The organism is Myxococcus dinghuensis (genome assembly GCF_024198235.1).
Taxonomy (GTDB): Bacteria; Myxococcota; Myxococcia; order Myxococcales; family Myxococcaceae; genus Myxococcus; species Myxococcus dinghuensis.
On the sequence record NZ_JAKCFB010000006.1, the window covers coordinates 204737 to 216659 of the forward strand.

The following is an 11923-nucleotide window of genomic DNA, read 5'->3' on the forward strand; positions in this document are numbered from 1 at the left end:
CCCGGGGCCCGTCGAGACTCGAACGTCGGAGCGGAGACGCCCGGGAGGTGACTACCCCTTCCGGATGCCCACCACCTCGCCGTAACCGCCGGGGATGAAGAACTCGTGGGTCTCCATGCCCATGATGCGCAGCGCGGTGGTGACGACGTCCGCGGACCTGGGGACGCGCTTCGACGTCTGGCCGGTCTCCTCGATGATGTCCACCGGCGTGCCGAGCCCGCGCGTCGTGTACGTGCCCACCTGCCGGTTCGGCGCCACGTTGCCGCCCGCGAAGACGACCGACGTATAGGGGTGGTGGTCGTCCGGCAGGCCGTAGCTGCCATCATTCGCGCGGTAGGCCCAGCTGCGGCCGAACTCGCTCATCACCATCACCAGGGTGTCGTCGAGCAGCGTCTTGCCCGGCTTGCCCGGCGCGGGCGTGGCCTTCATCTCGCCCAGGAAGCGCGCGACGCAATCCATGAGCCCGCGGCCGTGCGCGCAACTGAACGCGTGGCCGGAGCCATTGTGGGTGTCGAAGTCGAGCTGCAACGAGACGTGGACGGAGGTGGCCAGGTCCGACTTGAGCAGGCGCAGCGCCATGTCCATCCGGGGGTCGAGCCCCACGAGGTGGAAGTTCGCGTTGCCGAACGTGTACGTGAAGGTCTCGTTCAGGTAGCTCGACAGGTACGCCGGACGGTTCGTCTTCAGCGTGTCGATGCCCTTGGTGGTCTCCAGCAGCGACACGACGTCCGTGGCCAGCACGCGGGAGACGGACGCCAGCGAGCCGTGGAGGCCCTCGAGGTAGTTGTCCACCTTCGCCGTCGAGCGACCGACGAACGGCTGGGCGCGCGTGAGGGAGTAGCGCTCCACGGTCGTCGTCTTCAGCGTGCTCCCCGTGGGCTGGCCACGGGCATTCATCTCGGGCCCCTCGGTGCGTGCGTCCAGGCCGGTCCACCAGGCGTTGTCCGCGGGCTTGCCCGAGAGCATCGGCTTGAGCGCCTCGAGGGACGGGACCTGGACCGGCGCGGCGTGCGAGGGCAAGCCCATGCCGAGCGGCGTGCCTCGCTCTCCGGAGACGACGACGAACGGCAGTGGCCGCGTCTCGCGGTACCGCTCGTACAGGTGGTTCGCGATGACCGAGTGCAGGGCCGGTGCGCGGTAGTCCGAACCCGCGACACCACACATCGCGGAGATGAAGGCGCTCGCGTGGTCGTTGGTGCCCTGGTCGATGCCGTGCATGACACTCAGCTGCTCATGGAGGGCGAAGTGCTTGTACCCATACATGAGCGGGCTGTAGCTGCCGCGCGCCGCCGGGTTCTGGGGGTTCCAGGACTGCCAGGTGCGCAGCGGCTTGTACGGTCCGTTCGCGGGCGCGAGGTCGACCACCTTGCTGGCGTCGAAGAAGGCGGGCTCGCTGCTGTAGCCGCCGGACGGTGGGACGCAGAGCGGAATCTCCGCGTCCTCCATGGGCGTGAAGTAGTACGCCGGCCGGAAGCCGCCCGGGATGTAGAGCACCACGAGGCGAGAGGGGAGGTCGGCGTCCGCGGCGCGCGCGACGCCGGAGCGCAGGAGCCCCGCGCGGTCGAGGAGCGCGAGCTGTCCGGCGCCGAGGGCCCACTTGAGCAGCGTGCGTCGAGAGGTGTTTGGCATGGGGGTCCTCGGCTCAGTAGGTGATCCACAGCGGGTGGCGGATGAGGGCCGCGCAGGTGCCCACCCAGGCGAGGCGCGTGTTCTGGGCCTCGAGCGGGAGGTAGACCTGCTCGTACAGCGCCTTCAGCTCGGCATCGTCGGGGGGCTGGCCGAGCATGCGCAGGTAGAGGTTGCGCAGGTTCTTCTGCACCGCGTCCGGGTTCTTGGTGGAGGTGTCCGCGAGCGTCACGAAGCGCAGCACGGCCTTGTTGTTCTGCTTGTCCACGGCGCGCCCGCACCAGGCCTGGGACATCTGGACCAGCGCCTGCGCGGCGGAGGGACCGAAGGCCGCGTCCTTCTTGCGGTAGAGCAGCGAGTTGCCACCACCGAGCGCCTCGAAGCGCTCGATGGAGCGGGGGTCGGAGACGTACTCGCCGGAGATGCCCGGGTGCCAGTCACCGGGCCAGACGAAGAACTTGTTCCAGTTCACCACGTACGCGCGGTTGCGCCAGTCGGGGTTGCTGGTGCTGACGAAGTCCTCGAGGGTCAGCCCGAGCTGGTCCATCAGGCTCACCACCATCTCCTCGGCGTTCAGTCGGCGGACGCGGAACTCCGCGGGCGAAGGCGTCTCGAGCTGCGCGGGAGCGGCCTTCAGGTCGCGGATCCACTGCTCCACCTGCGCGATGGTCATCGTGACGCGGCCGTTGGCGACCAACTGGTCATAGGGCTGGCCCGGCGGCATCTGGGGATAGCTCCCGGGGGCGGTCCCCTTGAGCATCTGGATGAGGAGGCTGTTCTCCGGGTCGCCCCGCTTCACGTACCGCTCGTTGTAGACGAGCCCGCTCTCGAACGCGGCGAGCGAGGCGAAGATGGGCTTGTTGCCGTTGACGTGGCAGCCCTCGCACGCGGGCGCGAGCGCCAGGCGGACGGCGTCGTTGTCGCTGGACGCGACGCAGGTACCGGAGTCCGGCTCCTCGCCGGCCCCCTGTCGATAGGACCCTTCGCCGAAGCAGGCGCCCTGGTTGAGGGCGAGCGCCACCAGCGCGGCAGACAACAGGAATGGACGCAACGTGCGCATCACAGGCCCCTCCGCAGCTCGGGCTGCTCGAAGAGATAGCGGATGAAGGGGCGGACCTTGCGATCGCCCGCGACGAACTCCCGGGAGAGTTTGTCGATGAAGCCCTTCTCCGTGGCGGGGTTCAGGTCCCGACCGATGACCAGCGTGTAGAGCTTGCGCACGGCGCAGCGGTCGAACTCACCGGAGCGGATGAGGAGCTTGCCGAAGCCGAGCGGGCCCGCCGTTCCATCCCCGTGCTCGCCCAGCAGCGTGTACGACTCGGGCATGGCGTCGAGCATGATGGCCTCGGGATTGGTCTTGAGCTGCTCGGGGGTGACCGGCGTCAGCACGGTGTTGGGGACGAAGGCGTTCCTCCAGCGGGAGCCCGGCGTGTTGCCGTCGTGGGGGTAGCGACCGGAGATCCACTCCGCGGTGATGCGGTGCTTGCCCACGCCCGGCATGAAGGGCCACGGGACGTAGTAGCTCGTGTGCGGGGTGAAGTCCCAACGCTTGAAGTAGATGGCCGCGGGGTCGAGCGTCTTGTGGCAGTGCAGGCACGTTCCGCCTGTCGCCGGGTCGATCTCCAGCGGGGGGAAGTGCACGTCGGCCGGGGGCGGCGAGAAGTTCTGGCAGGCGAAGATCTCCAGGAACCGTGCGGCGCGGACGCGCTCACGGGGGAACGAGGAGAGCGAGCCCATCATGGTGAGCACGCCGGCGGTGGGGAGGCCCTGGATCTGCTCGGTCGTGGTACGCGGGTCGAACCGGTAGGTGCGGTCGAGGCTGCCGGAGCGGGCGCGGTTCTGGGTGAGGGAGAGGTGGTAGGGCTCGAGGTCCTCCACGACGAACTCGCGCCATGCCTGGGGGTCATTGGCGGTGGGATGCACGGGGTCGCGAGGCGAGGTGTCGACGTCCGGGCGCCACCAGGTCGTGTTCGCGTCGAGCGCCTTGCTGCCGCTCTGCCGGCCGAGGCGGACGTAAAGGGCGCGCAGCCAGTTGGTCCCGACCGAGTAGTTGCCGATGACGAGGTCCGAGAGGGGCCGGTCGTGCCACGCGAGGTGCGCGAACAAGCGCGCGGGCTCCTCGTAGGGGTGGCGGCGCTGACCGCCCAGGCCACCGGTGCCGGTGCCGCTGAGGCCGACGATGGGCGAACACCACACCAGGTTGGGTCCGCAGCCACAGCCGCGATAGAGGCCGGGGTCGTAGTAGCCGCCGTTCGCGACGCCGCAGTCGTAGACCGTTCCGTTGTTGGAATCAGTGACCGTCTTGATGTCGGAGCCGGCCGCGCCGAGCACCTGGACGGTGGTTCCCGGAGCCCACCAGGGCTCGACGGTGCGCACCTCGGGGACCGCGGGCTGACCATCCGCGTCCTTGTCACTGCACTGCTGCCCCGGGTCCTTCCCCGAGATGAACTCGTTCACGGCGTAGTACGCGCCGGGGTGGAGGGAGTTGTCGGCACACCGGAACAGGTGGCCGGACATGTCGCCCTGGTACGAGTCACCGACGGCGCCAGTGGTATACGCCCCCACGGTGATCCAGTCGTGCCCGAAGTTCACCATGCGTTCGTAGAACTTCGGCGAGGCGAGGACCTCGTCGAGGGTCGAGCGCAGGAGGGACGCACGCGCCTCGGGCGAGGCGGCGGCGGCCATCGCCTCGTACTGCTCCATGGTGGGCGTGGTGCCGGTGAGGCCGAGCACGATGCGGCGCAACAGCCGCGAATCGCTCATCTGGTCGTTCGGAGGTACGACCGGTCCGGACGGCTCGGGTTCACATTGCTGCGCGTGCGCGTCGGGCGAGAACAGCCCGGACGTCGCGAACAGCGCGGCCGCGAGGGCCGCGCTCTTCCAGTGCAGGTGCCAGTGCATGTTGAAACAGTAGCACTCTTTGTCTCATCCGCGAATCCGGGACTTCGTCTGTCATTCCGCGAGAATGAGGGGTGGAGTCCCCTCCACACCGCGCGCCGGAGTGGTTCGTCACACGGGTGTGGACTCCAGGCGACGGCGACACGGTTGCGGGGTGGACTCCCCTCTACATCGCACCATGTCCACCGAATGGCGCTGCGCGGCGAGCGGGCCCGACCCGGCTCCGCAGTCAGGCGGCACGCCAGGACCGCCACGGAGCGGCGGCAGTCCCGAAACCCGCCTCAATCACAGTAGTACGTCGGAGCCAGCTCCAGGACGCGTTGCTCGGCAACGGGAGAGAGCGCGCGCAGGCGTGAGAGAAAGAGAGGCGCCTTCATCCCCATCCCGATGAAACCCCAGACATACGAACGCTCCTGGGACTCGGACAGATGCTTGTGTTCATCCGGGGTGAACGTCCGTCCCACTGCCTTCTCCAGCGTCTGGAGATCGAGCGCGAGCTGGGCGTTCAACGTCCCCCGCAGCGCCTGGAGCAACTCCGCGTATTCAGCAAGGGCCTCGTCCAGCGCTTCAGGTGCCTGGGCGAGGATCTTCTGCGCCTCCAGGAAGTCCAGCCGGGTGTGCTGCGCCTCTTCGAGCCAGTGGTGCTTGAGCAGGTCGCAGAACAACGGATCCAGCGCCTCGCTCTTGTTCCCGCGAACCGTCTCCAGATAGTGCTGCTGCGTCATCAACTCCAGGTGCAGGTTGAAGATGAGCACTCCCAGATTCGACTTCGCCATGATGGCCCGTGCCACTTCGACATGGTTGTCGAGCAGGGCGGGGACAACCGAGAACCCCCGGGCAAACGCGCCGGTGAAGCGCGCGAAGAGCTGCTGGTGCTTCAGCTCCTCCTCCGTGAAGCGCAGGAGCGCGCGCATGTGCGTCGCGTTCCCGTGCAGCTCCAGACTGGCGCGCTGAGCGGCCAGGGCAACAGCGTACTCCTCCAGGAACAGGAACAGGTGCGCATAGCTGTTGGAGCGGATGTGATTCAGCATCAACCGCTCCTCGGCATCCAGGAACGGAATGGCTTCCGCGCCAACCAGCGCATCCGAAAGGAACCGGCGACTGAAGTCCAGGACCGTGTCCCTGGGCAGCAGGTCATCAAGCCGCCAGGACACTTTCTCCGAGCTTTGGATACAGGATTGGTACTCCGGGGTTTGATTCAACATTCCATCTGCCTGTGAAGGATTGGGTCGCATTGTTTTCAGGTCCGGGTGGGAGCGCCGCGCGCTCAGATGTCGATGCGCTAGGGGATCGCCGAAGGGATGAAGCAGGAGTACGGGGAGAGGTCCAGCGTGCTGCACTGTCGAATGGTAGCGCCGATGCGCAACTGGTCGCCCAACACACCCATCCAGGCGAAGTCGGCGCCCTCTCGTGAGGAAGTCATGGTCATTTCGGCCCACTGCAACACCAATGCCACCCATTCCCAGACGGAGGCATGCCCACTCCTCGCACCTGCGGGCGGCCTCCGTGCTCCGGAGGACGCGTCGTGCGGGGTACCCCAAAATGAGAAGCGCGGCCCTGCGGCATCCACCGCGCATCAGGGCAGCTCAGGATATGGCTCGAAGCCTATGGATAGGGATTGCCGTTGGAATCAAGACGCATCATGGGGCATGTAATGACGCGTCATGAGGTGTCGCTGACGTGTCAATGACGGGTACACATGCCTTCTCAAGCGAGGCGCCCCTCCCACGCGACCGGCCAAAGCTGACACAGCGCGTCTGCCGGAGTACTCCACGCCCGCAGCGGTGGAGAAGCGTCGATTCAGCGAGGAGCAGGTGGTCGCGATTCTGCGCGCCGCGAGTCGACGCCGCGGAAGCAAAGGTGTGGTGACACGAGTCGTCGCCGCGGCAGCCACATGCCTGGCGCCCGCATCCATCCCCGGACCTGCTTCACAGGACGCGACCGCCCGACAGCGGCTCGCACCTCGCGCCAGCAACGCCACCGCACACGCGGCCTGGGACGACGCCTTCAAACGGCCTCGCACAGCCACCGCGCCCCTCGAAGAGGGGCCGAGCGTGACGTGCACCCCATTCACGAGGAGGGCGTCTACGGGCGACCGGCAGCCCAAGCGCGAACCCAAAAACAAAGGCCCTGGAGTCGTGGCTTTCGCCAGTGACTCCAGGGCCTTCGATGGTCGGGGCGACAGGATTTGAACCTGCGACCACTTGCACCCCAAGCAAGTGCGCTACCAGGCTGCGCTACGCCCCGTTACGTCTGTGTGCTGCTGCCGCCGTGAAGCGGTGCGCCCTTATGCCCCTACACGACGCCCAGGTCAAGCAGGAGCAGCAGGGGGCCGTGGGAAAACTCACCCCTCGGCGTCATCCATTCCCTCTTCGTCGAAGTCCTCGCCCCGGGCCTCCGCCGCGTCCGCCGCCGCCTCCTCGCGGGCATCGATCTCCGCGTGATCTTCCGGCGGAGCCTCCCCGTTCAGGGCACTCTTCAACACCTGGCTCGGCCGAAAGGTCAGCACCCGACGCGCCGAGATCTCGATCTCCTTGCCGGTCTGCGGGTTGCGTCCCACGCGCGCCTTCTTCTGGCGCACCTGGAAGTTCCCGAAGCCCGAGATCTTGATCTTGTCCCCGCGCTCCAGCGTCTCCTTCAACGTGTCGAACACGAGCTCCACGATCTCGGCCGACTCCTTCTTCGAGAAGCCGACCTTCTCGTAGACGCCCTCGATGATGTCCGCCTTCGTCATGCGAATCCTCGGGATGCCCCCGCCCTCAGCAGCGCGGTGAACGCCCGGCCACTGTTGCAGCCTTCCCGAAGGCAAGTCAACCCTCTGACTTCATTCAGGAATTCAGGCACGCAGCGCGGCACCCAGCCGGCGATTCACCTCGTCCACGATGCGCTGGTGCGCCTCGCTGACCTCCACGTCGGTCAACGTCCGCTCGGGCGAGCGGTAGCGCAGCGCGTACGCCAGGTTCTTCTTCCCCTCGGGAATCGGCTTGCCCGTGTACACGTCGAACACCAACGCGTCCTCCACCAGCGCCCCGCCCACCTCGAGGATGACCTTCCGCACCGCGTCGTTCGCCAGCTCCAGCGGCACCACCACCGCCAGGTCGCGCAGCACCGCCGGAAACTTCGGCAGCGGGTGATACGCCGGCACCAGCCGCGCCGCCGCGTACAGCGGCTCCGTGTCCACCTCGAACACGAACACGCCCTCCGGCAGCCCCAGCGCCTTCACCACCCGTGGGTGAACCTCACCCACGTGGCCCAGCACCGTCCCGTCCGCGCCCGTCAACTCCGCGCTCGCCTTCGGGTGGTACGCCGCCGGCCCGCCCGGAGCCCAGGTGAGGCCCTCCACGCGCAGCGCGCCGAGCACCGCCTCCACCGCCCCCTTCAGGTCGAAGAAGTCCGCCCGCGCGTCCTTCTGCGTCCAGCTACGCCCCCCACCCCGCCGGCCCCACATCAGGCCCGCCACCCGCGACACCTCGCGCGCCGCCGGCCGCGTCCCCTGCCCGCCCTCCGCGTCACGGAAGTAGGCACGGCCCGTCTCGTAGAGGGACACCGACTCCACCTGGTGCCGCACGCTGCGCGACAGGTTCTCCAGCAACCCGGGCAGCAGGCTGGTGCGCATCACCGACTGCTCGACGCTCAGCGGGTTCAGCAGCGCCACCGGCTGCTCCTTCCCGCCCAGCACCTCCAGGCTCTTCGGCGCGACGAACGAGTAGTTCACCACCTCGTCCATCCCCGCCCCCGCGAGCGCGTGCCGCAGCCGCCGCTCCGCCTCCGCGTGCGCCGGCTCGGGCGCCAGCGACGCCAGGCCGCGCGGCAGCTTCGCCGGGATGTTGTCGTAGCCGAACACGCGGGCGACCTCCTCCAGCAGGTCCTCCTCGCGCTCCACGTCCACACGCGCCCGAGGCACCTCGTACGTCGCCTGCCCCGCGCCCTCCTCCACCTTCACGAAGCCCAGCGCCGCCAGGATGCGCCGCACCTCCGCCTCGGCCACCGCCACGCCCAGCACCTTCTCCACCCGCGCGAAGCGCAGCGTCACCTTCCGCGGCGGCTTCGGCGCCGGGTACACGTCCACGCGCCCCGGAGCCACCGTGCCACCGGACAGCTCCGCGATGAGCTGCGCGGCCCGGTCGATCGCCGGCACCACCGCGTCCAGGTCCGCGCCCCGCTCGAACCGGTGCGACGCCTCCGTGTGCAGCGCGTGACGCTTCGCCGAGCGACGCACGCTCGAGCCCAGGAAGTTCGCCGACTCCAGCACCAGCCGCGTCGTCTTCTCCGACACCTCGCTGTCGCCGCCGCCCATGACGCCGGCGATCGCCTGCGGGCTCTTCTGGTCGCAGATGAGCAGGTCATCCACGTCGAGCGTGCGCGCCTTGCCGTCCAGCGTCGTCATCTTCTCGCCGCGCGCCGCCGTGCGGACGACGAGCTCCCCGCCCGCCAGCTTGTCCAGGTCGAACGCGTGCAGCGGCTGCCCGTACTCCAGGTTCACGTAGTTGGTGACGTCCACCACGTTGTTGATGGCCCGCACCCCACACGCCTTCAGCCGGTCCTGCATCCACTGCGGCGACGGCTTGATGGTGACGTTCTCCACCACGCGCGCCACGTACCGGGGGCAGCGCACCGGGTCCTCCACGCGCACCTTCACGCGCTCGGCCGCCGGCGTCCCGGACTCCGCGGGCTTCGGCTCGGGCGGCTTCAGCGCCGCACCCGTCACCACGCCCACCTCGCGCGCCACGCCCAGGTGGCTGAGCGCGTCCGGCCGGTTCGGCGTGACGTTGACCTCCAGCACCACGTCGTCCAGGCCCAGCGCCTCGGCGATGGGGGTGCCCGGCTTCAGGTCCGCCGGCAGGATGAGCAGGCCGCTGGACTCCTCGCTCAGCCCCAGCTCCTTCGACGAACAGAGCATGCCGAAGCTGTCCACGCCGCGCAGCGCCGCCTGCTTGATCTCCACGCCGTTGGGCAGCTTCGTGCCCACCGTGGCCAGCGGCACCTTGTCGCCGACCTTGTAGTTCTTCGCGCCGCACACCACCTGGAGCAGCGCCGTGCCGCCGATGTCCACCTGCGTGACGGACAGCTTGTCCGCGTTGGGGTGCTGCACGGACTCCTTGATGTGCGCCACCACCACGCCCCGCAGCCCTTCCGCGGGACGCTCCATCCCTTCAATCTCCAGGCCCGCGGCGGTCAGCTTCCGCGCCAGCTCGTCCACGGACGGCGGCAGCGCCACGTAATCGCCGAGCCACTTCACCGAAATCTTCACAGGTCCACCCTCTTGCTCACTGGCCGAAGACAGGAGCGCGGCCACCCCACCCCGCCACGCGGGGCACGCCGGGGCCGCGCCCGGGGACTCAGAACTGCTCGAGGAACCGCGCGTCGTTCTCGAACATCATCCGCAGGTCGTCGATGCGGTAGCGCAGCATCGCGATGCGCTCCACGCCCATGCCGAACGCGTAGCCCGTCACCTCGCCCGGGTCATACCCCGCGGACGTGAACACGTTCGGGTGGACCATGCCGCTGCCCAGCACCTCCAGCCACCCCGTCTGCTTGCACACGCGGCAGCCCTTGCCGCCGCACGACGTGCAGGAGATGTCCACCTCCGCGGAGGGCTCCGTGAAGGGGAAGAAGGACGGGCGGAAGCGCGTGCGCGTGTCCGACCCGAAGAACGCCTTCACGAACGCGTCCAGCGAGCCCTTCAGCTCCGCGAACGTCACGTCCTTGTCCACCAGCAGCCCCTCCACCTGGTGGAACATGGGCGTGTGGGTGATGTCCGAGTCGCGCCGGTACACCCGCCCCGGCATCACCGCGCGGATGGGCGGCTTGCGCTGGAGCATGTACCGCACCTGGACCGGCGACGTGTGCGTGCGCAGCAGCACGGAGCTGTCCGACTTCTTCGCGTGCCCCAGCGAGGACTCCTCCACGTAGAACGTGTCCTGCATGTCCCGCGCGGGGTGGTCCTTGGGCAGGTTCAGCGCCTCGAAGTTGAAGTAGTCGAGCTCGATCTCCGGCCCGCTCGCCACGTCGAAGCCCAGCCGGGAGAAGGTCCGGACGATGTCCTCCATCGTCCGCGACACCGGGTGACGGCTGCCCGGGAGCACGCCCCGGCCCGGCAGCGTCACGTCCAGCCCGGGGCCCTGCAGTTGAGCCTCCAGCGCCGCGTCCTCCGCGCGCTGGGTGGCCTCGGCGAGCAGCTTCTCCAGCTCCGCCTTCACGGAGTTGGCCACCTCGCCCAGCGCCCGCCGCTCGTCCGGAGGCAGCTTGCCCATGCCGCCCAGCACCCCGGACAGCTCCCCCTTCTTGCCCAGGTAGCGGACCCGCAGCGCCTCCACCGCGGGCAGCTCCGACGCGCCCGAAATCTCCCGACGCGCGGCCTCCGCCAGCGCCAGCAACCGATCCCGCATGGCCTTCCGCCTCCGTTCCAAGTCCTCCGGATGCCGGTGTCGGCACCGGGGCAAAAAAAATGGGCCGCCCCGACGAGGCGACCCGTTCAGTCACACGGAGGGGGCGGCCCGAAAGCCACCCCACCCGTTCTGTCGCCAGCCCGGTCAGGGCCGGCGTGTGTCTCAGGCCGCCTTCGCGATGTTGGCGACGGCCGCAAAGCCCGCGGGATCCGCGATGGCCATGTCGGACAGGACCTTGCGGTCCAGGCTGATCTTCGCCTTCGCCAGGCCGGCGATCAGCTTCGAGTAGGACAGGCCGACCGTGCGGGCCGCCGCGTTGATGCGGACGATCCACAGGCGACGGAAGTCCCGCTTGCGCTGCATGCGGTCACGGCTGGCGTAGTCCAGCGCGCGCTCGACCGCCTGGTTCGCCCGGCGGTAGCAGTTCTTCCGGCGGCCGCGGAAACCCTTGGCCAGCTTCAAAATCCTATTGCGACGGCGACGAGCCTTTACACCCTTCTTGACGCGCATGTGTCACTCACTCCGGACTGCGTAGGTTGTCAGCCCCGTGGCGCCGGCTTCACGCCGCTCCGACGGAGCCCACGAGGTTTCCGAGCCGTGGCTCAGGCCCCGTAGGGGAACATCTCCTTGATGACCTTCTTCGCATCCATGTCGCGAAGATGGCCGGTGCCGCGATTGCCGCGCTTCTGCTTCGGCGTCTTGGCGTGGGTGAAGAGGTGCTTGCCGAAGGCCTTGCCGTGCTTGACCTGGCCGCTCTTCTTCACCTGGAAGCGCTTCTTCGCGCCACTGCGGGTCTTCAACTTCGGCATCGTCCTGATTCCTTCCTTACAGCGTGCCGTCAGCTTCGCGGCCTCAGGCGTTGTCACTTCGCGGCCACGGCTTATAGCCGGCAGCCTGTACCACTATTTCGTTTCGACTGGAACGCCCAACACACTCGCCGCCACACCTACATCCAGACCTGGAAGGTCGCCCAAGATACTTGGGTAGAACAGGGAGTCAAGACCTGTCGG

At 68.4% G+C, this 11923-nt stretch carries 9 protein-coding genes and 1 tRNA gene; all 10 read right to left on the reverse strand.

From position 1 onward, the window contains the following. Window positions 1-51: 51 nt before the first annotated feature. A complete protein-coding gene (locus LZ198_RS11445) occupies window positions 52-1629 on the reverse strand; it encodes a DUF1501 domain-containing protein (protein ID WP_253971957.1) in 1578 nt (525 codons plus the stop codon). 13 nt (window positions 1630-1642) lie between these two features. Further along, window positions 1643-2686: a hypothetical protein gene (locus LZ198_RS11450; RefSeq protein WP_253971958.1), complete on the reverse strand. Its 1044-nt coding sequence runs from the start codon at window positions 2684-2686 to the stop codon at window positions 1643-1645. Next, window positions 2686-4527, reverse strand: coding sequence for a DUF1549 domain-containing protein (locus LZ198_RS11455; protein ID WP_253971959.1), 1842 nt, complete (start codon window positions 4525-4527; stop codon window positions 2686-2688). Before LZ198_RS11455 ends, LZ198_RS11450 begins: the two co-directional genes overlap by 1 nt. A 278-nt stretch (window positions 4528-4805) precedes the next feature. Beyond that, window positions 4806-5729 carry a hypothetical protein gene (locus LZ198_RS11460; protein WP_256559452.1) on the reverse strand — a complete coding sequence of 308 codons (924 nt, stop codon included), beginning with the start codon at window positions 5727-5729 and terminating at the stop codon, window positions 4806-4808. A gap of 965 nt (window positions 5730-6694) precedes the next feature. After that, window positions 6695-6771: transfer RNA gene (locus LZ198_RS11465), tRNA-Pro, on the reverse strand. A gap of 97 nt (window positions 6772-6868) precedes the next feature. Continuing rightward, the gene (locus LZ198_RS11470; protein ID WP_234068361.1) at window positions 6869-7258 is read right to left on the reverse strand and encodes an integration host factor subunit alpha; all 390 of its coding nucleotides are present in this window, start codon (window positions 7256-7258) and stop codon (window positions 6869-6871) included. Between the two features lie 102 nt (window positions 7259-7360). Further along, window positions 7361-9775 carry a phenylalanine--tRNA ligase subunit beta gene (gene pheT / locus LZ198_RS11475; RefSeq protein WP_253971961.1) on the reverse strand — a complete coding sequence of 805 codons (2415 nt, stop codon included), beginning with the start codon at window positions 9773-9775 and terminating at the stop codon, window positions 7361-7363. Window positions 9776-9863: 88 nt separating this feature from the next. Next, entirely contained in the window at window positions 9864-10913 is a 1050-nt protein-coding gene (gene pheS / locus LZ198_RS11480; protein WP_253971962.1) for a phenylalanine--tRNA ligase subunit alpha, read from the reverse strand. A gap of 162 nt (window positions 10914-11075) precedes the next feature. Then, entirely contained in the window at window positions 11076-11423 is a 348-nt protein-coding gene (rplT, locus tag LZ198_RS11485; protein WP_234068364.1) for a 50S ribosomal protein L20, read from the reverse strand. A gap of 92 nt (window positions 11424-11515) precedes the next feature. Then, the gene (gene rpmI / locus LZ198_RS11490) at window positions 11516-11722 is read right to left on the reverse strand and encodes a 50S ribosomal protein L35 (protein WP_253971963.1); all 207 of its coding nucleotides are present in this window, start codon (window positions 11720-11722) and stop codon (window positions 11516-11518) included. Window positions 11723-11923: the final 201 nt, after the last annotated feature.

What these genes read in the sequence shown, in the direction of transcription:
- LZ198_RS11445 (WP_253971957.1), bottom strand. Translation starts at nt 1,629, where the DNA reads ATGCCAAACACCTCTCGACGCACGCTGCTCAAGTGGGCCCTCGGCGCC.
- LZ198_RS11450 (WP_253971958.1), bottom strand. Translation starts at nt 2,686, where the DNA reads ATGCGCACGTTGCGTCCATTCCTGTTGTCTGCCGCGCTGGTGGCGCTC.
- LZ198_RS11455 (WP_253971959.1), bottom strand. Translation starts at nt 4,527, where the DNA reads ATGCACTGGCACCTGCACTGGAAGAGCGCGGCCCTCGCGGCCGCGCTG.
- LZ198_RS11460 (WP_256559452.1), bottom strand. Translation starts at nt 5,729, where the DNA reads ATGTTGAATCAAACCCCGGAGTACCAATCCTGTATCCAAAGCTCGGAG.
- LZ198_RS11470 (WP_234068361.1), bottom strand. Translation starts at nt 7,258, where the DNA reads ATGACGAAGGCGGACATCATCGAGGGCGTCTACGAGAAGGTCGGCTTC.
- pheS (WP_253971962.1), bottom strand. Translation starts at nt 10,913, where the DNA reads ATGCGGGATCGGTTGCTGGCGCTGGCGGAGGCCGCGCGTCGGGAGATT.
- rplT (WP_234068364.1), bottom strand. Translation starts at nt 11,423, where the DNA reads ATGCGCGTCAAGAAGGGTGTAAAGGCTCGTCGCCGTCGCAATAGGATT.
- rpmI (WP_253971963.1), bottom strand. Translation starts at nt 11,722, where the DNA reads ATGCCGAAGTTGAAGACCCGCAGTGGCGCGAAGAAGCGCTTCCAGGTG.